This window comes from Marivirga sp., from assembly GCF_035704835.1.
Lineage (GTDB): Bacteria > Bacteroidota > Bacteroidia > Cytophagales > Cyclobacteriaceae > Marivirga.
Genome location: NZ_DASSWQ010000005.1, coordinates 1 through 21,611 on the forward strand (window position 1 = coordinate 1; position 21,611 = coordinate 21,611).

The window sequence follows — 21,611 nt, forward strand, 5'->3', positions numbered from 1 at the left end:
GGGCAATTAGAACCGTGACAGCTGGCACAAATCAAACCGTTTTAACGCAGCCTCAAAGCAGCAATATTGGCACAGTTTGAACCGAAATCACTGGCACTATAAAACCGAAATGGGTGGCACAAATCGAACCGAATTAGCCAAAAAGTATTAAAAAAAGAAAAATCCAGTTAAACATTCTCTTTATTTAGTAATTCATAAAAATTCAAATATGTATCTTCCTTACTATTTCTATCTAATAAAATAACAGTACCATCAGACATTACTTGATGAATTCGCATATAATTAGGCAAAACTTCCTCACCATATTCCCCCGAATCTGAATTATACCATTTAAGCCTTATTTTTACAGCCCTCTTTGCATTGAAATTATCTAATTTTTCATTCTCAACAATAAAGAAAATGTTTTGAGTTGGGTGCTTTTTAAAAGAGTTTAAAATCTTTCCCTCATAATTATCAGATGCTATAAATGTTGGAGGTAAATTTATGGTCTTCAACAACTCAAAATTTAAATCTACTACAAGCTGAAAAAATAAAAAATATAATAACTATCTTTTTAATAAATCAAAATTTCTAATGGGTGTAATTGACATTGATTTGCGAATTAGAAATAATGAAGTAACTAGGTGATTTGTGAGTATTGAATTTAGTAATAAAAGCATCCTCTATTTCTTTATCATTAAAAATGAACCACTGAATTTTTGGATTAAATTTACCTAATCTACTTTGGAAATCATCAGGATGTTTTGCAATTATAAAACCATACACTGGCATGGTTGTCAATTCAGTAATAAAATCAAAGCATGTATTACAATTAAGTTCACTAACCAATATTACTGCATAAGGCTCTTTAGGTATTTCGTCAAGTTCCTTACCCAATTCCAATATTAAAGCATCGTAGAAATTTATCTGTTGTAATAAATTAAATTGAAATCCACTGAAATAAACTAATGTCAATAGGTATTTGAGATAATTCATTCTTCCTCCTTTATTTTCACTTGATATAAAATCGTGACGTCCTCTTCACCTTCGAAATTTTGTTTTTGAAAAAATAAACTACTATTTCGGCTATATAGGAATTTTCCAAATTTTTCAGGCACTATGGTATCTTTATGAATCCTCTCTCCGCTCTTGTCGAAAATAGCCAAAACATATTTTAAGGGAGGCTTGTCAAATCCGTGAAAATCAGGGTGATCACTTTTAAACCTCTGCAGTTCATCCAAAGAATATGGATCACTGTAACATACAAAAATCAAATCCTCAACCACGGAAATATTCTGAATTGTACTATTTTGATATGTAACAAAGTCCATCTCCTCCTCATTTAACTGCTTTGAAAAATTTATAGGATATGGCTTAAATCTCTCTAAAGATAAATCAAACTCATTAACTAGCTGCCCTTCGTGTGTATACTTTTGCAAAATTCCTTCATTCTTACTCATTAAATAAACAAACTCTTCATCTATCTCTAAAAAGAATAATCCAGAATATAAATAAAAATGTTTACCATTTTGATAATCGCCAATGCTTGAAGGAAAATGACCAAATTCAGTAACATCTTTTTTGTTTAAACTATATTTAAGAAGTACTTTATAATTATTTTTATAAAAATCGGGATTAGAAAAATTTCCTTGAGGGCTGTTTATAAAGTAAATATAATCAGACACTTCTTTAGGCGTCAGCAACGGAGACCTTGTCCTTTGATCGGTGATTGGAATTGCTTCAATAAAATTTCCTAATATGTCAAATATTAATACTTTATTTATTTGACCTACCATTATCAAGTGTTCCTTGTACAAGCTAATATTATTATAAATCAGATTATAGTTTTCTGGGCCATTGCCAAACTTATTAAATGCATATAGTGTGTCTGATTCCCTATCATATGTATAAATAGAAAAACTTCCTGTATTATAAAATAACACCTTTGATTCATTCTGATCAACATAACGCAGATCACCTTCTTTGATTATAACTGAATCTGCCAGTTGGTAAATGACGCCTTTGATATTGTCATCAGGTAAATTACTTTGACATGATATGATTAAAAAAAACAAGGAAAAGCTAAGGTATATATCTTTCATAGTAGTTCAATTAAAATACACGGTACTGGTCAAATACCGTGTACAATAATTTTAGTTGCCGGGATCTGGTGTAAAGACCGGCTGGCAGGGAACAACACAAGTTGAACTACCCAGTCCTAAGCAGTAAACAACGCCAGTTCCTTCCTCTTTTATGTCAGGGACATTACATACTTTTTCGGATTGTGATTGAGCTGTCCTAATATTACCTCCAAAAAAAGAGGTAATCAGTAAAAAACAAAACATTACACTTAGCTTCATTTTCATTGATTCAAAATTAATGGTTTAAAATTTATTTATGTGATCACACTTCAAAGGTGATCAATTTTAAATCTTAAAACATCACCCCTTGGGGTGATTTTGGGGTGATATTTCATGTTGTAACATTAACTCCTCAGCCATTAAATGCAGTATAAATTTCCTGAATTCTTGTTTTCCATAAAGCCTCAACTTCTTGACTATTTTTTTCCTGTGAGTCTTTACAGTCTCCATACTTATAAAAAGTATCTCGCTCATTTCTTGACAACTCAAGCCTTTTTTACAAAGTGCAAAGACTTCTTGTTCTTTAAAAGTCAATTGAGCATTTACCACTTTTAAATTAAAAAAATGGGGGGGGGGTGGGACTTGGATCATAATTTTTAATTTCAAACATAAATTAAGGATGACGTTCTAAAATATATAAAGACTAAAAATATAATAGTTCAACCAAATATCAAAGTAGTTTCTAAATATTTTAATATTTAATATTAAAGTATAAACAAAAAAAAGCTAGCTAGATAATTGAAAAGATTCTTCTTAACCCAACAAAAGGAACCTCTAATTTTCACAACAACCATTAAACCTTTACTTTTGCTGTCTTGAAAAGTAATATAATCCCATGAAGAAAATATTGATTACTGGAGGAGCGGGCTATATTGGTTCTGCTTTGATTGAGCAACTTTTGCCTTTGCAGGAAGTGAAGCAAATCGTGATTTATGATAATCTGAGTCGCAATAATTATCATTTTTTTTTAGGTGAAAAGCTCCCTAATCAGGAGAAAATCAATTTTATACAAGGAGAATTATTAGATACTCGGAAGCTTAAAAAAGCTTTAAAGGGCATCGATACGGTCATCCATTTGGCGGCAAAAGTAACCACACCTTTTGCAGATGCTGACCCACATTATTTTGAGCAAACCAATCACTGGGGAACCGCTGAATTAGTCTATGCAGTGGAAGAATCAGAAGTAAAGCATTTTATTTTTGCCAGTAGTGTTTCTGTTTTTGGTTCCTCCACCGAACTGATTGAGGAAAACCACGCTCCAAATCCAAGGACAATTTACGGCATTTCCAAATTGAGAGGTGAAGAGCATGTAGCCCGTTTGATGGACAAAATCAATACCCAAATCTTAAGGCTGGGCAATGTTTATGGGTATACCAATGCCGTCCGCTTCGATGCCGTAATTAACCGCTTTATGTTTGATGCCAATTTCAATAAGCGAATTGCCATTCATGGAGATGGAAAACAGCACCGACCCTTTATCTCGATTCAAAAAGCATCTGAAATTTTAAAGCAGGTTGCTATTAAAAATGATATCCCTTCTGCTTATTATAATGTGGTTGATCACAATTTACAGGTTTTGGATATAGTAGATGCCCTAAAATCTATTTATCCTGAAATGGAATTCACTTTTATTAACCAGCATCTGAAGTTAAGAGAGTTGCTCGTGAGCCCTGAAACTAACCTACAAAAACATATTGATTTCCCTGTAGAAAAAACCAGTCTGAAAGATGATTTACTGATTTTTAAAGAGGCTTTGAGGTTTTAGGTTGCTGGATGTGGGGTGTAGGATGTAAAATAGTTTAGGTCAACACCCTACACCCAGCACCCCTCATCAATCTTAGTGTTGTAATACCTCCGTCTCCACTTCAGCTACTTCCATTAAGCCATCGGCAGTCAAATTGGTCAGTTTTACTTTTTTCAATTCATTAATTAAGATAGGGTCATATTTGGCAACTACTCGCACATAATTATCGGTGAAACCTTCCATTAAACCATCGTGAATATCTTTTTCAAATAAAACGACTTCTTCCCTAGCTAAATTTTCTTCATAGAAAGCACGCTTTTTCTTTTCAGATAAACTTCTCAACATTTTGGAACGCTCGTTACGAACTTTCATAGGCACCACCTTATCCATTTCATCTGCATCTGTATTTGGTCTTTCTGAATAGGTAAAAACATGCAAATAAGAAATCGGCAATTCTTTCAGGAAATGATACGTTTCCAGGAAATCTTCATCTGTTTCTCCAGGGAAACCTACAATTACATCCACTCCTATGCAGCAGTGAGGCATCAATTGCTTGATTTTTGCGACTCTGTCTTCATATAGCTCTCGCAAATAGCGTCTTCTCATTTTGCGCAGAATTTTATTACTCCCACTTTGAAGTGGGATATGAAAATGAGGTACAAATCTTTTCGATTGACTTACAAACTCTATGATTTCATTGGTCAACAAATTAGGTTCAATACTGGATATCCTAAATCTTTCAATGCCTTCTACATTATCCAGTTCTTTAACCAAGTCAACAAAACGCTCCTTTCTTCTACCATCTTGAATTCCAAAATCACCAGTATTTACACCAGTCAAGACAATTTCCTTAACATCCTCACTCGCAATTTGCTGAGCACTTTTTACAATATTCTCAATGGTATCACTTCTACTTTTCCCTCTTGCCAATGGAATGGTACAAAATGCACAATGATAATTACACCCATCTTGCACTTTCAGAAAAGTTCTTGTCCTATCATTTATGGAAAAAGCATTATTAAAACTTTTAGCTTCTTTTATATCTGAAGCTAAAACCTGAGGCTCATCTTTTTTGGTAAAGCCTTCTAACTTATCAATCAATTGAAATTTCTCAGCAGCACCCAATACAGCATCTACTCCTTTAATTTCAGAAATTTCTTTTGGCTTTAACTGTGCGTAACAACCAATGATAGTAACAAAAGCATCCGGATTGATTTTTTTAGCTTCTTTTACAACTTTCTTGCATTTTTTATCAGCATTTTCCGTCACAGAACAGGTATTGATAATGAATATATCTGGGTTTTCCTGAAAATCAACTTTCTCATATCCTCTATCTTCAAACATTCTCGAAATAGAAGAAGTCTCAGAGAAATTCAATTTACAGCCGAGTGTATAAAATGCAACTTTTTTGTTCATGCCGAATATTTTGCAAAATGAACCGCAAAGTTAAGGCTAAAATTCGTGAAAATAAATCTTTTTGAGTTCAAGGAGGTCATTGAGTATGGATTTTAGCTCATTTTCAATAATGAGGCGGAAAAGATTCTTAACTACCGCATTTTCAGTGAATTTCATAATTTATACCCACCTATTAACTCGATTTCGAAAATATTGTAATGAACAGTTTAAAATTAAAGGGCCTAACAAACATTTTTATGACTTTTTATCGATATAAAAATAAAATTTAACCCTAAAAATAATTTTTTTACAAAAGTTTAGCTAAATTTGGTTCATATTTAAACCACAAAAAATAAAATGGCTCATTTAAGATTTAACGCACTCGATATTGTTTCAAGAAGAAAAACTGAAAGAATTGAGGCCCCATCTAATAAAATTTCAGACTACTTTGGACAAGATGTATTTACTTTAAATGAAATGAAAGCTTCATTAGCACCTGAAGTATTCAAAAAAGTAAGTAGCGCCATTGACAAAGGCAAAAAAATAGATATGGAAATTGCAGATCAAATCGCTTCTGCAGTGAAAACTTGGGCAATCAATAAAGGAGTTACTCATTATACGCACTGGTTTCAGCCACTAACTGGGTCAACAGCCGAAAAACACGATTCATTTTTCAACGCTCAAAAAGGAATTGAAGTGTTTGCTGGATCTATGTTAGTTCAACAAGAACCGGATGCCTCTTCATTTCCAAACGGAGGATTAAGAACCACATTCGAAGCTAGAGGGTATACCGCATGGGACCCTTCATCTCCTATGTTTATCTTCGGAAGAACACTTTGTATCCCGACTATTTTTGTTGCTTACACAGGTGAAGCATTAGATCACAAAGCACCTTTATTAAAAGCCGTGGAAGCAGTTGATAAAGCTGCTACTAAAGTGGTTCAGTTATTTGACAGAAATGTAACTAGAGTAAATGCTTCTTTAGGTTGTGAACAGGAATATTTCGTGGTAGATAAAGCACTTTATTCAGCCCGTCCAGACTTATTAATGTCAGGAAGAACATTATTTGGACATAACCCTGCAAGAGGCCAACAATTAGATGACCATTATTTCGGATCCATTCCAAGCAGGATTTACAACTATATGAAAGATTTCGAAATCGAATGTTTAAAATTAGGTATTCCGATCTCTACCCGACACAATGAAGTGGCACCAAGCCAATTTGAAGCAGCTCCACTATTTGAAGATATAAACGTTGCGACTGACCACAACAGTTTGATGATGGACGTTATGAAACGAGTGGCCGCAAGACATGATTTAGAAGTATTATTCCATGAAAAGCCTTTCGCTGGTTTAAATGGAAGTGGAAAGCACAATAACTGGTCATTACTTACAAATACTGGCGTAAATTTATTTCAGCCTAGCAATAGCGCCAGAGAAAATTTACTATTCTTAGTTTTCTTAGTTAATACCATCAAGGCGGTAGCCGAAAACGGAGAATTATTGCGAGCTTCTATCGCTTCTGCAAGTAATGACCACAGATTAGGAGCGAATGAAGCACCTCCTGCTATCATGTCCGTTTTTATTGGCTCTCAGCTTACAGCCGTTTTGAATGAATTAGAAGAAAAAGGAAATATCAAGCTTGATAAAGGTGACAATATGTATATGAAATTGGGCATAGATAAAATTCCTCAAATCATATTGGATAATACCGACAGAAACAGAACCTCTCCTTTTGCTTTTACAGGAAATAAATTCGAATTCAGAGCGGTAGGTTCTGATCAGAATGTGGCACAGCCGATGTCCATTTTAAATTTGATAATGGCTGAGCAATTAAACGAGTTCCATAAAGAGGTTAAAGCTCAAATGAGTAAAGGAACTGACAAGAAAATTGCTATTGTCAATATTTTAAGAGAATACATTAAAGATTCTAAAAAAGTAAGATTTGAAGGCGATGGTTATTCTGAAGAGTGGGCAAAAGAAGCGAAGAAAAGAGGGTTGCCAAATATTAAAAATACGCCAAGAGCACTCGAAGCATTCGTTACAGAGAAATCTAAGAAGCTTTTTGCGAAGCATAATGTAATGACTTCGGAAGAATTGGAAGCTCGCAATGAAATCTATTTGGAAAATTACATCATGAAAATCCAGATCGAATCACGTTTGATGGGAGATATTTCTTTAAATCAGATTATCCCTACAGCTGTGAAATATCAAAATACTTTAGCGCAAAATGCGAAAAACTTGAGTGCTTTGAAATTAGATAATTCTGAAATCTTAAAAAACATTGAATTGATTTCTGGCTTCACAAAAGATTTGAGAAGCTTTGTTCATGAAATGATAGAAAAAAGAAAAGAATTAAACTTAATTGAAGACTCTAAAGAAAGAGCGACTAGATATTGTGACGAAGTAAAAGAAGTTTATTTTGATAAAATAAGATATGCTGTTGATAAGCTTGAATTATATGTTGATGATGAGCTTTGGCCTTTACCAAAATACAGAGAATTATTATTTTTAAGATAGTATTAAAAGAATACCAAATTTACCACTAAAGTAAAAGCCGTTCTGTCAAAAGTAGAGCGGTTTTTTTTGTTTTAGAGATTTACGCACTCATCTGCTTTGTTTTTAAAAAAGGCATCCATTTTTCATCAATCTGTCCTGAAAAATCTCGAATAAACATTACATAATTAGGCTTGAAAGGCGGACGCTTGAGTTTCAAATCGCTTTCTTCTGGGGTATTATTTCCTTTTCTGGCATTGCATCTTTTGCAGGCAGTAACCAAATTCGTCCATTTAGACTTCCCTCCTTTTGAGCGAGGTATCAAGTGGTCCAAAGTCAAATCCTTGGAAGTTCCACAATATTGACATTCGTGACCATCTCGCTTAAAAATATTTTGACGAGTAAGCATTACACCTTTATAAGGCATATTCACATAATTGGTTAATCGAATAACAGAAGGAAATGGATAAGAACGATCTACCGAACGAAGTTTGCGGGCTTCGTCTTTTTCAATTAGTTCTGCTTTTTTCAAATACAATAACAAAAAGGCTTTCGGAATACTGCAAACTGTAACTGGACTATAATCCTGATTTAAAACTAATGCGCGTGTGGAACCAATTTTCATGCTTTTAAAATTTTATTCAAGCATGAAAAATAAATCTATTTTATCATGCTAACACTCTTTTAATATCGATCAAATAATGTGTATAACCTTTTTGTTCAGCATTGAAGATACCATTTTCATCTAAAAAATCAATCTTTACTTTGCCAGAAGCATGAATAATCTCCTGATTCTCAAGCAAAATACCCACATGTATCACTTTTTGGTGCTCATTTCTGAAAAAAGCTAAATCACCTGGTAAAGCATTTTCTAAACCTTCCACTAATTTTCCTTGCTCCACTTGTTGGGAAGCATCACGTTTTAAATTATATCCACAAATTTTAAATACAATCTGTGTAAACCCCGAGCAATCAATTCCAAAAGGTGATTTTCCACCCCATAAATAAGGAGCATTCAAATATTTTAATGTGATGTTTCTCAGAAATTCAAAATCTCGCCTGGCGCTTAAAGACTTTGCTTCGCCATTAAACCCTAATTGCTCTTCAATTTTAAAAATTTCATTAGTTGAAATCGGAATAATGGCGCCTATTGTAACTGGTAATAAGCTTTTCTGATATAAAATATTAGCTGTCAGGTCAGTACAAATTTTATAATCTGAATTAATAATCTGTTCGAAATATTCATCAGTTATGAAATAATATTGCTTTGCATCAATCCAGCCTTCATATTCATCATAATAGATTTTAATTTTAATCCATTTAGAATCTTTTGACAATTCTGTAACCGCGTAATGATCTCCAAATAATAGTTGTGTAACCATTTCTGAAGAATCAGATGCCTCTGCTCTTACTGGAATCACACTTAATCTACAAATACCTTTTTCTCCTATTGAAATCATATACTAAAACTTCATATTGGATAGTTCTCGCTTCATATCTTTATCTTTTATGCTGTCGCGCTTGTCATGAATTTTCTTTCCTTTTGCCAATGCAATTTCTAGTTTAGCCAACCCCCTATTATTAATAAAAAGCTTTGTTGGTATAAGGGTTAAGCCTTTTTCTTCCATCCGCTTTCGGATTTTCTCAATTTCTTGTTTTTTTAAAAGCAATTTGCGCTCTCTTTTTTCTTCGTGATTGTAGTGCGTACCCAATTCGTAAAGGCCAATATGCATTCCTTTCACAAATACCTCACCTCTATGAATATAGCAATATGCTTCCTGCAGACCCACTTTATGTAATCTTATGGCTTTAATTTCTGTTCCTTGCAAAACAATCCCAGTTAGGTAAGTGTCCAACCACTCATACTCAAATCGGGCTTTCTTATTCTTTACAGTTACTGATGTACTAAAATCTTTTTTATCACTCATATCTTACTATTCTATCAAAAAATAATACTTTATTTTGATAACTTATCAAAAATCTTATTTAAACTTTCTTTAGGGAGAATTTTTTGACCTGTTGTGCCTTTTGCAATAAGTCTTTGATCCACTTTAGCTAAATAGCTACAAATAATTTCTCTTTCCTTAATACCTTCAAATTCTGCCTCAATATTTACCTTCTGCCCCAATAAAGCTGGAGAAAGATGTGTAATATGTAGATGAGTGCCTATTCCTTCTTCCCCTTGCTCTACCATTTCTAAAACAAAAAGGCGAGTTGCCCACTCAATCTCTCTGGCTAAAGTAAATGTAGCACAAACATCATGTACGGCTTGCTGTTCAAAATGTGCTACATCTTTCACTTTTACTTGAAAATTGTGGTATTTTTTATCTCCTTTTTTGAAAATCTCCTTCATTTTACTTTTTTGACTGAAAATTTCATCCTTGGAATTGGTGCTGCGTCCATACCTAAAAATTCTTGCTTTTGGTATTTGAAATGAGCCGTAATAGCTATCATACCTGCGTTATCTGTGCAGTATTCAAACTTTGGAATGTACGTATTCCAATTTAATTCCTCTCCCGTATCCGCCAGCATTTTTCTTAAATAAGAATTAGCAGAAACGCCACCCGCAATAGCTATTTCGTTTATGCCAGTATGTTTAGAGGCTTTTTTTAATTTTTGAAGTAATGTAGTTATTAATCGATGTTGCACACTGGCACAAATATCATCTAAATTATCACTGACGAAATTCAAATCCTTTTGGCTATTATTCTGAAGAAAATATAAAACCGCTGTTTTTATGCCACTAAAAGAGTAATTAAAACCAGGCATTTCAGTTTCAGGAAATTGATATGCTTCCTGATTCCCATTTTTAGCATGTTTATCAATCATCGGTCCGCCTGGATAAGGCAAACCAATGATTTTTGCAATTTTATCAAATGCTTCGCCTACCGCATCATCTTTGGTCTCCCCTAAAATTTCCATATCCAAATAGCCATTGACTTTTACTATTTGCGTATGGCCACCACTCACTGTCAAACATAAAAAAGGAAATTGAGGCTTTGGATCTTCAATAAAATGTGCCAAAATATGAGCTTGCATATGATTTACACCTATTAATGGAATTTGTAAAGCTGAAGCCAATGACTTTGCAAAACTACTTCCTACTAATAATGCGCCTAATAGTCCAGGTCCTTGGGTAAAAGCTACTGCTTTTAAATCCTTCTTGCTTATATTTGCATTGGAAAGTGCTTGTTCTACTACAGGTACAATATGTTGTTGGTGAGCACGGGAAGCCAATTCAGGAACTACACCTCCGTATTTTTCGTGAACCGACTGAGTAGCAATAATATTATTGAGTACTTTCCCGTTTTGTACAACTGCCGCAGAAGTTTCATCACAAGAAGATTCGATGGCAAGAATATTGATATCCATAAAATTTGAAAGAGGAGCAAAATATAACGCAAGGTATTAAAAAAGGTATTGCAAAAGCAATATTATGGGTGTTCCTTATCGTTTTTTTTTCGATGAGTGTTTTGGTTTTAGCGATGCAATCCTCTGTTGTTCAAACTAAAATAGCCCAATATGGCAGTGATTATTTAAGTGAAAAATTAGGTTTTGATATCAGCATAGAAAAAATAAACATTGAATGGTTTGACCGAATAGTCTTAACAGGCTTATATGTAAAAAATAAGGATAATAGCACTTTTATTGATCTCAAATCGATTTTGATTAATTACGATATCAAACAGCTTATTAATGATGAAAACCTGCTTTTTGATGATCTGAAACTAGAAAATGGGCGAATTATGCTCATAAGGAAAAAAGGAGATAACTACTTTAATATTGATTATTTAGTAGAAGCTATCCAAAAATTATCTGCTCCAAAAAGTGATAGTTCAGTTAGTAACGCTAAAAATATTATGATCAGAGAAGCTTCCCTATCAAATATAACATTAGGCGTTGCCAACTTAGATACTGATAGTATAACTGAAGGCTTTAATTACAATCAATTTGTTTTACATGATTTAAATGCAAATTTAAATGATTTCTCAAGCCGAGCCGATACCATAAAAATGCAAATTGAGAATTTGACTGCGGTAGATTCTGTCACAGATATGACCATTCATAAATTGTTTTCAGAATTTGAAATTTCTCAAAGCAGGCTTGCATTAACTGACCTAAATTTACAATTAAATAAAAGTACTGTAGCTGATTCTATTGTGTTCAATTACAATAGCATTAGTGATCTTTCTTATATAATTGATTCAGTAAATATTAATGCAAATTTCAAAAACTCCATTATTTACACTGAAGATTTAGCTCTTTTTGCTCCTTATCTTAAAAAATATGATGATAAAATCAATTTATCCGGAAAATTTAATGGTAAGGTAAAACGATTTAACGCTAAAAATTTAAATCTTGAGTTTGGGAATTCAAGTTTTATTCAAGGTGACCTAAGAATTGATGGATTGCCAAATTTCTCGGAATCCTTTATTGATATTGATTTACAAAACTCATATTTAACACCTAACGACCTTAAGCAATATATAAACGATAGTACCACTTATGAAAGAGTACAGAGTTTTGGAGTAACAAATTTTAAAGGCAGTTTTATTGGATTTCCTACTGATTTCGTAGCGGATGGAGTATTTATATCGCCTTTAGGTAGAATTGAATCTGATTTGAATCTAAAAATTGCGAAAGATTCTAGAAAATCCACTTATAAAGGAAGTCTTTCTACCTATAATTTTAACCTGGGAAAATTTCTTGGTTCAGACTCAATTTTCCAAAAATTACAGATGACAGGGAATATTCAAGGTTCTGGTTTTACATTGAAAACTGCAAAAGTAAATCTTAATGCGACTATTAACTTAATAGGAATTAATGGTTATGAATATCAAAATATTAAAACAAATGCAGAATTATCTTCTCAATTTTTCAATGGAAAATTAAAAATAAACGACCCTCTATTGAAATTTCAGATGGATGGATCCATTGACTTAAGAAAAAATAAAAATCTGATTAACATAACAGCTGATTTAGACACGATCAATTTCAAGGATTTAAATCTCTCAAAAGAAGATTTCATCTTATCGGCCAAAGGAAATCTGAACGGAAGTGGAATTACACTTGATAGCATTCAAGGAAACACTTCTCTGCAAAAAATTTATGTAGTTTATCAAGGAAATTCTTTGCAATTAGATTCTTTAATCATCAATACCTCTAGAGATTCAAATTTTAGAAAGCTAAAAATCAACTCCGATTTATTTAGAGCAAATATTAATGGCAATTATTTGTTTACCCAATTGCAAAAAGATTTATTTAGAACAGCAAAGGAGTATCAACTGAATATTCAAAATGATAAAGCTAAACTTGATGAATATTATTCAACTATTGATTCTACTGTTAATCTGGAAGAATATCTAGTTGATTTTAACTTCTTAATAAAAGAAATTAATCCCCTTATCAACCTTTTTATTCCTGAATTATATGTGAAAAAGGGAGCAACAATTCAAGGTCAGTTTCAAAATGGAAAGAATAGTACCATTTATGTCAAGTCACAATTCGATTCTGTTCGCTTTAATAATTATGAATTCTTAAAAAGCACAATAGACTTAAATTTCAGTAAATATCATTTAAGCCAAAATGTATTAGGAATTGGATTTGTGACGTCAAAAAACCAGCAACTAAATAATAAAATCCAAACTGAAAACCTTGAAGCTGAACTTTATTGGAGTGGCAGAGAGATAAACTTTAGCAGTTATGCTAACCAAACTAATAGCGAAAATCACCTTGGCATTGTAGGTAATTTATTATTTTTAGAGGATACGCTTAATCTTTCTATAGAACAATCAGACATTAAATTCTTCTCCAAAAAATGGGATTTTGTTGAGAACAATAATTTAAAAATTAACAATGGAAATTATATTTTTAAAAACTTTGGAATTTCTTCAGGTGATGAACGAATAGTAGCAAATGGGGAACTCTCCTTAGATTCTACCAAATCGCTATTGATTGAAATTGATAGTTTTAATATTTCAAACATCAACGAATTAGTAGAGCAACATGATTTTAAAGGAACAGCAAACGGATTTATTGAAATTCAGAATTTTCAAGATGAATTCTTATTAACAACAGAATTAAGCCTCCTTCAGTTTTATTTAGATGAGTTTTTGATTGGAAATATAAGTGGTTATTCTAATTGGCAAGCCAATGAAAGAAAGCTCCTTATGGACTATCTAGTCAATCGTGAAGATAAGGATATCATTATATTAGAAGGATCCTACTCACCCTCAGAAAAGAAAAGTCCACTAAACCTGAATGCGAAATTAAGAAATACGAACCTAGTAATCGTTGAGCCATTTATTAACACCATTTTTTCCGATATGAAAGGAGAAGTAAATGGGGAATTTAAAATTGTAGGGAATTTAAAAAGGCCAGTGGTCAATGGAACAGGTAAAATTACAAATGGAGGAATTAGAGTGAATTACCTAAACACTTACTATGATTACACTGGAAATATAACCTTCAATCAGGATAAAGTAACTTTCGAAAACATGCAACTTACTGATGAACAAGGTAATAACGGATATATCTCGGGCGATTTACTTCACGATGGTTTTACAGATTTACGATTAGACTTAAATGGTTCAATGAACAAACTGAAAGTTCTAAATACTTCAGCTAGAGATAATGAATTATATTATGGAACCGCTTTTGTTAGCGGAAATGTTTCCTTTTCGGGAAGTGTAGGAAATCTTACAATTGATGCACAAGCTATTTCCGAAAAAGGAACTAGAATTTACATACCAGTTGAAAGCACCTCCTCAATCCAAAGAGAAGAATACATACATTTTATAAATGTGAAAGACACTGCCAATAACAATAATTTAGCCATCAATAGAATTGAAGAAATAGAAATTAAAGGAGTCACTATGAATTTTGATTTGGAAATTACACCTGACGCCTATGCTGAAATTATATTTGATATTAAATCTGGAGATATTATAAGAGGACGTGGAAATGGTAAATTAAGCATGAACATTGATACCAATGGTGCCTTCACCATGATAGGCGATTACACGCTTACTGAAGGAGGCTACAATTTCACGCTATACAATATTATCAATAAAGAATTTAGCATTCAACCAGGTAGCCAAATTACTTGGGATGGAGACCCATATAGAGCAAATCTCAATATTCAAGCTGTTTATGAGCAAAATGTTTCTCTTTTACCGATTGTAGATATGGGACAAGATTCTACCATTGCTAACTCCCCTGAATTAAAAAGAAGATATTCTGCAAAAGTACTATTGGATTTGAAAGGCGATTTATTGCAGCCAGAAGTCGACTTTGATATTAAATTTTCCAATTACCCTGATTATATAAACACCAATAGCGGGCAGATTCCTTTAAGAACTAGCATTATTGCATTTGAAGCAGAGTTAGATGCAGATGAACAAGAGCTCAAAAGACAGGTTTTTAGTTTGATTATTTTAAGACGATTATCCCCTCGAGCCTCTTTTGCAGTAAGTGGATCGGTCGGTAATTCCGTAAGCGAATTCCTATCTAATCAGTTAAGCTACTGGGTAACTCAAATCGATGAAAATTTGGAAATCGATGTGGATTTAGGTTCTTTCGATGAGGAGCAATTCAATACTTTTCAATTGCGACTTTCTTACAGTTTCCTGGATGGAAGATTGAGAATCACCCGCGATGGTGGTTTTACCCAAGGAGAAACTGATAATGTCAATCAAGAAATATTGGGGATTTTAGGTGACTGGTCTGTAGAGTATTTATTAACACCTGACGGAAAATTAAGAGCTAAAATCTATAATAGAACTAATTTTAATGCACTGGCATCTGCTCAAATCACGAATACTGCCACAACCAGCACGGGCGTAAGTTTAGTACATGTTACGAGTTTCGATCAACTGAGAGAAATTTTTCAAAATAATCAGAAAGAAAAGAAAGAGAAATCGGAAGAGGAAGAAAAACCTCAAAATATTAATACTGATGCTGTAATTAGAGATGAAGATGAAAATTCAAAATAATGAAAAACTAATCATATGTTCATTGGTTAAGCTTCCAAACAAAAGATAATACGGTGGATAAAATTTCAATTTTCTGGTTCAGAAGAGATTTAAGACTTTACGATAACACAGCATTATATTATGCATTGCAAGAAAATGAAGCAGTATTGCCAATTTTCATTTTCGATTCGGAAATTTTAGATGATTTGAAGGATAAATCAGACGCAAGAGTCAATTTTATCCATGATCAGCTGACTGATATCAATGAACAACTCCATAAAATTGGTTCAGGTATCTTAGTCAAACACGGGAAACCTGAAGAAATCTACAAATTTTTAATTGAAAAATATAATGTGCAATCTGTATTCACCAATCGAGACTACGAACCTTACGCATTAGAAAGAGACCAAAAAATAGATAATATATTAAGACAAAAAGGAATCGGTTTTTATGATTTTAAGGACCATGTTATTTTTGAAAAAGAAGAAATTTTAACTGGTGGAAATGAGCCTTATAAAGTGTTTACGCCTTTTAAAAATAAGTGGCTGGAAAAATTGGAGTCAGGTCATATTCACCCTTATAAAATAGAATTAAAAAAAGAAAATTTTTATCAATTTACACCAACTCTACCAAGCCTTGAGGATATTGGATTCAATAAAACGGAGATCCCTATTCCTAAAAAAGAATACGACCAAAGCGTTATTAAAAAATATGACCAAGAACGAGATTTCCCTGCAAAAAATGGCACTAGTCGCTTAGGAATTCATTTGAGATTTGGCACTATCAGCATTCGTGAGGCTGTTTCTCATGCGAAAAAATTAAATAATACTTGGCTCAACGAATTAATTTGGAGAGATTTTTACAGCATGATTTTAGCTAATTTTCCTCATGTGGTGAATAATGCTTTCAAAGCAAAATATGATGCCATCCCATGGCGTAACAGCAAAGAGGATTTTCAAAAATGGTGTGAAGGAAAAACAGGGTATCCAATTGTAGATGCTGGCATGCGCGAGCTGAATCAAACTGGCTATATGCATAATAGAGTTCGCATGATAACTGCAAGTTTCTTGACTAAGCATTTATTAATTGACTGGAGATGGGGAGAAGCTTATTTTGCTGAAAAACTATTAGATTATGAAATGGCATCCAACAATGGTGGTTGGCAATGGGCAGCAGGAACTGGCACAGATGCTCAACCATATTTCAGAATATTCAATCCTTACAGTCAAACGGATAAATTCGATAAGAATAAATCCTATATTAAAAAATGGGTTCCTGAGATAAACAATTCAAATTACCCTGAACCTATGGTCGATCATAAAGAGGCGAGACAAAGAGCTTTAGATACTTACAAATCTGCCCTAGACAATGCTTAATACTTAAATATCCCTAATTTTGAACCATGAGGATATTGCTATTAGGCTTTTCAATAATTATACTTTTCCAAAATCTAGTTAGTGCTCAAAATGATAGCATTAATAGAAAGCAGATTAGGAATATTATGTATGCTGAAAGTATACTTTATGTAGGAGGAATGACAGGCTTAGGACTGTTGTGGTATAAAGATAGTAAACCACAATCTTTTCAGTTTTTTAATGACAATAATCAATGGCTTCAGATGGATAAAATCGGCCATATTTTCACGGCTTACCATCTAACGGAAATAAACTATCAATTATTGAAAAATGCAGGGCTAAAGCCTAAAAAAGCCATGCTCTTCAGTAGCATAAGTTCTACTGCCATGATGCTTCCCATTGAAATATTAGATGGATATTCTGCCAATTATGGAGCTTCCTGGGGAGATGCAATTGCGAACACTATTGGCGCTTTCCTCCCCTATCAGCAGTTTTTATTTGACCAAAATTACATTTATCCTAAGTTTTCATTCTCTCCAAGTCCTTATGCTGAATTAAGACCAAACACACTCGGAAAAAATTATGTAGAACAATGCATAAAAGACTACAATGGACAAACCTATTGGTTAAGCACAGACTTTAATATTTTTAGTAAGACCAATACGTTTCCTGATTGGCTTCAATTTTCTATTGGCTACAGTGGACATGAAATGATTTATGGTAATCCGCAGCAAAATTCAGAAAATGGATATAATGCCAACAGACAGTGGTTATTGAGTTTGGACATGAACCTTAGTAAAATTGAAGTTGAACAAAAGTGGTTGAAAATTATGCTGAATTTAATCAATACGGTTAAAATTCCGTTTCCGGCTGTAGAATGGAATAGAAAAGGCGTAGTTTTGCATCCTTTATATTTTTAAAAATTGAGTTGTTATGAAAATAGGCGATAGAGTAAGATTGATGAAAGGAACTGAGGAAGGCATAGTTGTAAAAATGCTAGACAAGTCTTTGGTGGAAGTTGAAATAGAAGATGGATTTGCTATTCCTGTTTTAGAATCTGAATTAGTAGTGGTTTCTGCCGATGAAAGTACTGCTTTTGATATGCCTAAATATGAAAGTCAAAAACCCACCAAGCAAAAAACTGTGTACGAACAGGCTAATCAGTTAAAAGGCTTTCACTTGGCAATTATCCCCCTAAACGATCATCTCAATAGTATCTATTTTTTGAATCCATCAAAAGATGACATTCTTATACTTGCAAATGAAATAAATGGCAAAAACGAAGAAAGGACGATCCTTTCAGAGAAAATTTTTGCAGAGAAATTTAGTAAGATTACCGAAAGAAACATGGACCATCTAAATACCTGGTCTCCTCTTTCATTTACTATTCTAACCGAAAATAGTAAATGGTCTATTCCAATGAGACCTGAAAAAATTACGGTCAAAATAAAAGCTAAACATTTCCAAAAGGAGAAAACTGAAATACCATTCCTACATAAAAAAGGCTTTTTAATCCCCTTAAATCAATCTTCTACAGAAACTATTGATCCAGAAAAAATTGATGTAGATAAATTGAAAGATAGCTTTTTCAAAGGAAATGAAGAAACCCAATCTTTTAAAAGCATGGGGAAAAACAATACTCACATCCCTGAAATAGATTTACACATTGAGAACATTGACCCAAATTATGAAAAATTACCTAAGGAGGATATTTTACGAATTCAACTCTCAAAATTTGAAGAAAAGCTTAATGAAGCTTTCATGGCAGGACTAGATGAAATTATATTTATTCATGGGGTAGGAAATGGTGTGTTAAGAAATAACATTCATAAGCAATTATCACAACATGATAATATTCAATTCTTTAAGGATACACACAAAGAAAAGTTTGGTTACGGTGCAACTTTAGTAAAGATTAAATAGATTTATATCTCAATTTTATACAATATTTTATTAAATTTGTTACTATATGACTTTCTATATTTAAGAAATCATATATAACTAAGAAAAATTTTATTGCCTTATGAACTTCAACGAATTTATGGAATCTTATGCCAATGAAGTAGGCGGACAATTCCAAGAGTATGACACCAATAAATCAGTGGTAATTTATCCATTAGGAGCAAACAGATATCAAGCAGTTTTAGGTACGCTTAAAAAGAGCGACATTACTAATAAACCAAGTATAGAATTTACTTCTAAAGTTTGTGAGTTTAATACTTCTATTAATCTGGAAAACTTAATCCGTGCAAACGCTACTTTTTGTTCAGCTCGATTTGTATTAATAGATGATTTCATCAGAGTTGAAGCTGCAATATTAGAGGAAAGTGCAACTGAGGGTGTTCTGAAAGATATTATTGAAGAAGTTGCCACTGTTGCTGATGCTTGGGAACATAAATTGACTGGACAAGACGTACATTAAATCAATCTTTATTATTCTTACGTTCTCAACTAATTCATCTACACATCCTTTCAAATCCATTTTTTGGTCTTATTTTTGCCAAAAGGTCTAAAGCATAAAATTGCAAGCCGTCTTATCGCTCTTCGATTTATCGGGGGGAGGAAAGTCCGAGCAACAAAGAGCACCGTACCTTGAGAAACCAAGGGTCTTGATGTAAAAATCAGGAACAGATAGTGCCACAGAAAACAGGTAGCCGTTACATTTAGCTTGTCTAAATGGTAATGGTCATAGTGAAAAGGTGAGGTAAGAGCTCACCGTCTCGGATAGTAATATTCGAGTGCACGGTAAACCTTTCGGGTTGTAAGGTCACATACATTTTTGCTCTCGTATCTATTTATAGCTACGGGATAAGGGCTGCTCGTCCAAAAATTCTGATTCAGAATGGTAAAAAGGGGTAGACTGCGTTAGATAAATGATAAGAGCACTCTCAAATTTATTTGAAAGTGGACAGAACTCGGCTTACAGGCTTGCAATTTTTATATTTACATTTTAAAATTCAATACTATGTCCAAAATATTACTGATAGATGATGAAGCCAGTATTCGCCAAACTTTAAAAGAAATACTGGAATATGAAAAATATCTAGTCGAGGAAGTAGCAAATGGTGCAGATGGTTTGAAAAAAATAGAAAGTGAGCATTACGATCTTGTTCTTTGTGATATAAAAATGCCCAAAATGGACGGGATGGAATTGCTCAATGCAGTCTATGAAAAGGGCATTGAAATTCCGTTTATCATGATATCAGCGCATGGCACTATTGATAATGCTGTGGAAGCCACAAAAAAAGGTGCTTTTGATTTTATTTCTAAACCACCTGATTTAAATAGATTATTAGTTTCCGTCAGAAATGCATTAGATAAATCAAGCTTGATGGCTGAAACTAAAACCCTGCGTAAGAAAGTTTCTAAAAAATATGAAATGATTGGCTCTTCTAAGCAATTAGAAGAAGTGAAAAATACCATAGCAAAAGTAGCTCCTACTGATGCGCGAGTTTTAATAATAGGAGAAAATGGAACAGGTAAAGAACTTGTAGCAAGACAAATTCATGAGCAAAGTGAGAGAGCAAAATCTCCAATGATTGAAGTCAATTGTGCTGCAATACCTTCAGAGTTGATAGAAAGCGAACTATTCGGACATGAAAAAGGTGCTTTTACTTCGGCAATAAAACAACGAATTGGGAAATTTGAACAAGCCACCGGTGGTACTCTATTTTTGGATGAAATTGGAGATATGCCATTAGCTGCTCAAGCAAAAGTACTCAGAGCATTGCAAGAAAGTAGAATTAATAGAGTTGGTGGAGATAAGGATATAAAGGTAGATGTGAGGATCATTGCGGCAACCAACAAAAACTTAAAAGAAGCGATTGAAAATGGTGAATTTCGTGAAGATTTATTCCACAGGTTGAGTGTGATAAGAATTAATGTACCACCACTAAAAGAAAGAAAAGAAGATATTCCAGAATTAGTTGAAAAATTCTTAGGTGATATTGCAGAGGAACAAGGAGCAAAAACAAAATCTATCGAAAAAGCTGCTTTGAATCAATTACAAGAATACGAATGGAGTGGTAATATAAGAGAATTGCGTAACGTAGTAGAAAGATTAATAATTTTAGGGGCTGACAAAATTACATCACAGGATGTGAAGAAATATATTGAATAATACTCATTTAAAATCAAACAGAATATTCTTCTAAATTTGATTCTTGTTCAGTATTTAAATCATTATAAGAGTAAGTAGGACAAGTTTTCTGTGCACAAGCTCCTAGAAATAATGCTGCAACTATAACGAATAAAAATTTCTTCATATCAAATTTGATTTACAATCTTACATTCAAATATAAGTCCATTAATCTAAATTTTAAAATCTATTATTAATTTAATTACATTTCTTACAAAAATTTTTAAATAGTTTTTCAAGATCCATGCTTGAAAATTAACCTTAATTATTCTAAACACGCTTTGGAAAGAATAACCATTACGATATTTATTAAAAGAAGAAAATCAAATTCCTTGACTAAAAACACATACAGTAATATTTAAAATCTATATTTATTTACTTAATTTGATG

General features: G+C 33.0%; 19 protein-coding genes and 1 other RNA gene. 9 read left to right on the top strand and 11 right to left on the bottom strand.

Annotation, left to right across the window (positions count from 1 at the left end; translation table 11 throughout):
• Positions 1-167: 167 nt before the first annotated feature.
• The 4 genes from VFM92_RS00190 to VFM92_RS16885 all read right to left on the bottom strand — a co-directional run bounded on the left by VFM92_RS00190 (position 168) and on the right by VFM92_RS16885 (position 2,711).
• A complete protein-coding gene (locus tag VFM92_RS00190) occupies positions 168-494 on the bottom strand; it encodes a hypothetical protein (protein WP_325120169.1) in 327 nt (108 codons plus the stop codon).
• Between the two features lie 76 nt (positions 495-570).
• Complete coding sequence (locus VFM92_RS00195; protein WP_325120170.1) at positions 571-975, bottom strand: hypothetical protein; 405 nt, start codon at positions 973-975, stop codon at positions 571-573.
• Positions 972-2,081 (bottom strand): hypothetical protein, encoded by a 1,110-nt coding sequence (locus VFM92_RS00200; RefSeq protein ID WP_325120171.1) that lies wholly within the window; start codon positions 2,079-2,081, stop codon positions 972-974. Before VFM92_RS00200 ends, VFM92_RS00195 begins: the two co-directional genes overlap by 4 nt.
• 339 nt (positions 2,082-2,420) lie before the next feature.
• Complete coding sequence (locus VFM92_RS16885) at positions 2,421-2,711, bottom strand: helix-turn-helix transcriptional regulator (protein ID WP_414675553.1); 291 nt, start codon at positions 2,709-2,711, stop codon at positions 2,421-2,423.
• 244 nt (positions 2,712-2,955) lie between these two features.
• Between VFM92_RS16885 and VFM92_RS00205 the strand changes: the two genes are divergently transcribed.
• Positions 2,956-3,885 (top strand): NAD-dependent epimerase/dehydratase family protein, encoded by a 930-nt coding sequence (locus tag VFM92_RS00205; RefSeq protein ID WP_325120172.1) that lies wholly within the window; start codon positions 2,956-2,958, stop codon positions 3,883-3,885.
• Between the two features lie 72 nt (positions 3,886-3,957).
• Here the strand turns inward: VFM92_RS00205 and mtaB are convergent, their stop codons facing one another.
• Positions 3,958-5,280 (bottom strand): tRNA (N(6)-L-threonylcarbamoyladenosine(37)-C(2))-methylthiotransferase MtaB, encoded by a 1,323-nt coding sequence (mtaB, locus tag VFM92_RS00210; RefSeq protein WP_325120173.1) that lies wholly within the window; start codon positions 5,278-5,280, stop codon positions 3,958-3,960.
• Positions 5,281-5,616: 336 nt separating this feature from the next.
• Here mtaB and VFM92_RS00215 point away from each other — a divergent pair, with 336 nt between their 5' ends.
• Positions 5,617-7,779 (top strand): glutamine synthetase III, encoded by a 2,163-nt coding sequence (locus VFM92_RS00215; protein WP_325120174.1) that lies wholly within the window; start codon positions 5,617-5,619, stop codon positions 7,777-7,779.
• A gap of 79 nt (positions 7,780-7,858) precedes the next feature.
• Here the strand turns inward: VFM92_RS00215 and VFM92_RS00220 are convergent, their stop codons facing one another.
• From VFM92_RS00220 to tsaD, 5 genes are read right to left on the bottom strand one after another with little or no spacing between them, the layout of a single operon-like run.
• Complete coding sequence (locus VFM92_RS00220) at positions 7,859-8,380, bottom strand: HNH endonuclease (RefSeq protein ID WP_325120175.1); 522 nt, start codon at positions 8,378-8,380, stop codon at positions 7,859-7,861.
• 43 nt (positions 8,381-8,423) lie between these two features.
• Positions 8,424-9,215 (bottom strand): C40 family peptidase, encoded by a 792-nt coding sequence (locus tag VFM92_RS00225; protein WP_325120176.1) that lies wholly within the window; start codon positions 9,213-9,215, stop codon positions 8,424-8,426.
• Between the two features lie 3 nt (positions 9,216-9,218).
• Positions 9,219-9,683, bottom strand: coding sequence for an SsrA-binding protein (gene smpB, locus VFM92_RS00230; RefSeq protein WP_325120177.1), 465 nt, complete (start codon positions 9,681-9,683; stop codon positions 9,219-9,221).
• 29 nt (positions 9,684-9,712) lie between these two features.
• On the bottom strand, positions 9,713-10,108 hold the full coding sequence (locus VFM92_RS00235) for a thioesterase family protein (protein ID WP_325120178.1): 396 nt from the start codon (positions 10,106-10,108) through the stop codon (positions 9,713-9,715).
• Complete coding sequence (gene tsaD, locus VFM92_RS00240; protein WP_325120179.1) at positions 10,105-11,127, bottom strand: tRNA (adenosine(37)-N6)-threonylcarbamoyltransferase complex transferase subunit TsaD; 1,023 nt, start codon at positions 11,125-11,127, stop codon at positions 10,105-10,107. Before tsaD ends, VFM92_RS00235 begins: the two co-directional genes overlap by 4 nt.
• Positions 11,128-11,132: 5 nt before the next feature.
• Here tsaD and VFM92_RS00245 point away from each other — a divergent pair, with 5 nt between their 5' ends.
• The 7 genes from VFM92_RS00245 to VFM92_RS00275 all read left to right on the top strand — a co-directional run bounded on the left by VFM92_RS00245 (position 11,133) and on the right by VFM92_RS00275 (position 21,203).
• On the top strand, positions 11,133-15,749 hold the full coding sequence (locus tag VFM92_RS00245) for a translocation/assembly module TamB domain-containing protein (protein WP_325120180.1): 4,617 nt from the start codon (positions 11,133-11,135) through the stop codon (positions 15,747-15,749).
• Between the two features lie 53 nt (positions 15,750-15,802).
• On the top strand, positions 15,803-17,104 hold the full coding sequence (locus VFM92_RS00250) for a deoxyribodipyrimidine photo-lyase (protein ID WP_325120181.1): 1,302 nt from the start codon (positions 15,803-15,805) through the stop codon (positions 17,102-17,104).
• A gap of 26 nt (positions 17,105-17,130) precedes the next feature.
• Entirely contained in the window at positions 17,131-18,003 is an 873-nt protein-coding gene (locus VFM92_RS00255; protein WP_325120182.1) for a DUF2279 domain-containing protein, read from the top strand.
• Positions 18,004-18,016: 13 nt separating this feature from the next.
• Entirely contained in the window at positions 18,017-19,006 is a 990-nt protein-coding gene (locus VFM92_RS00260) for a Smr/MutS family protein (RefSeq protein ID WP_325120183.1), read from the top strand.
• 100 nt (positions 19,007-19,106) lie between these two features.
• Positions 19,107-19,505, top strand: coding sequence for a hypothetical protein (locus VFM92_RS00265; protein WP_325120184.1), 399 nt, complete (start codon positions 19,107-19,109; stop codon positions 19,503-19,505).
• Between the two features lie 99 nt (positions 19,506-19,604).
• An RNA gene (gene rnpB, locus VFM92_RS00270) (RNase P RNA component class A) lies at positions 19,605-20,022 on the top strand.
• 26 nt (positions 20,023-20,048) lie between these two features.
• On the top strand, positions 20,049-21,203 hold the full coding sequence (locus VFM92_RS00275) for a sigma-54 dependent transcriptional regulator (RefSeq protein WP_325120185.1): 1,155 nt from the start codon (positions 20,049-20,051) through the stop codon (positions 21,201-21,203).
• Between the two features lie 13 nt (positions 21,204-21,216).
• Here the strand turns inward: VFM92_RS00275 and VFM92_RS00280 are convergent, their stop codons facing one another.
• Positions 21,217-21,348: a lipoprotein gene (locus VFM92_RS00280; protein ID WP_325120186.1), complete on the bottom strand. Its 132-nt coding sequence runs from the start codon at positions 21,346-21,348 to the stop codon at positions 21,217-21,219.
• Between the last annotated feature and the right edge of the window lie 263 nt (positions 21,349-21,611).

Bases quoted from the DNA above. Each gene is read 5' to 3' on its own strand.
- VFM92_RS00195 (WP_325120170.1), bottom strand. From the start codon at position 975: ATGAATTATCTCAAATACCTATTGACATTAGTTTATTTCAGTGGATTT.
- VFM92_RS00200 (WP_325120171.1), bottom strand. From the start codon at position 2,081: ATGAAAGATATATACCTTAGCTTTTCCTTGTTTTTTTTAATCATATCA.
- VFM92_RS16885 (WP_414675553.1), bottom strand. From the start codon at position 2,711: ATGATCCAAGTCCCACCCCCCCCCCATTTTTTTAATTTAAAAGTGGTA.
- VFM92_RS00205 (WP_325120172.1), top strand. From the start codon at position 2,956: ATGAAGAAAATATTGATTACTGGAGGAGCGGGCTATATTGGTTCTGCT.
- mtaB (WP_325120173.1), bottom strand. From the start codon at position 5,280: ATGAACAAAAAAGTTGCATTTTATACACTCGGCTGTAAATTGAATTTC.
- VFM92_RS00215 (WP_325120174.1), top strand. From the start codon at position 5,617: ATGGCTCATTTAAGATTTAACGCACTCGATATTGTTTCAAGAAGAAAA.
- VFM92_RS00220 (WP_325120175.1), bottom strand. From the start codon at position 8,380: ATGAAAATTGGTTCCACACGCGCATTAGTTTTAAATCAGGATTATAGT.
- VFM92_RS00225 (WP_325120176.1), bottom strand. From the start codon at position 9,215: ATGATTTCAATAGGAGAAAAAGGTATTTGTAGATTAAGTGTGATTCCA.
- smpB (WP_325120177.1), bottom strand. From the start codon at position 9,683: ATGAGTGATAAAAAAGATTTTAGTACATCAGTAACTGTAAAGAATAAG.
- VFM92_RS00235 (WP_325120178.1), bottom strand. From the start codon at position 10,108: ATGAAGGAGATTTTCAAAAAAGGAGATAAAAAATACCACAATTTTCAA.
- tsaD (WP_325120179.1), bottom strand. From the start codon at position 11,127: ATGGATATCAATATTCTTGCCATCGAATCTTCTTGTGATGAAACTTCT.
- VFM92_RS00255 (WP_325120182.1), top strand. From the start codon at position 17,131: ATGAGGATATTGCTATTAGGCTTTTCAATAATTATACTTTTCCAAAAT.
- VFM92_RS00260 (WP_325120183.1), top strand. From the start codon at position 18,017: ATGAAAATAGGCGATAGAGTAAGATTGATGAAAGGAACTGAGGAAGGC.
- VFM92_RS00265 (WP_325120184.1), top strand. From the start codon at position 19,107: ATGAACTTCAACGAATTTATGGAATCTTATGCCAATGAAGTAGGCGGA.
- VFM92_RS00275 (WP_325120185.1), top strand. From the start codon at position 20,049: ATGTCCAAAATATTACTGATAGATGATGAAGCCAGTATTCGCCAAACT.
- VFM92_RS00280 (WP_325120186.1), bottom strand. From the start codon at position 21,348: ATGAAGAAATTTTTATTCGTTATAGTTGCAGCATTATTTCTAGGAGCT.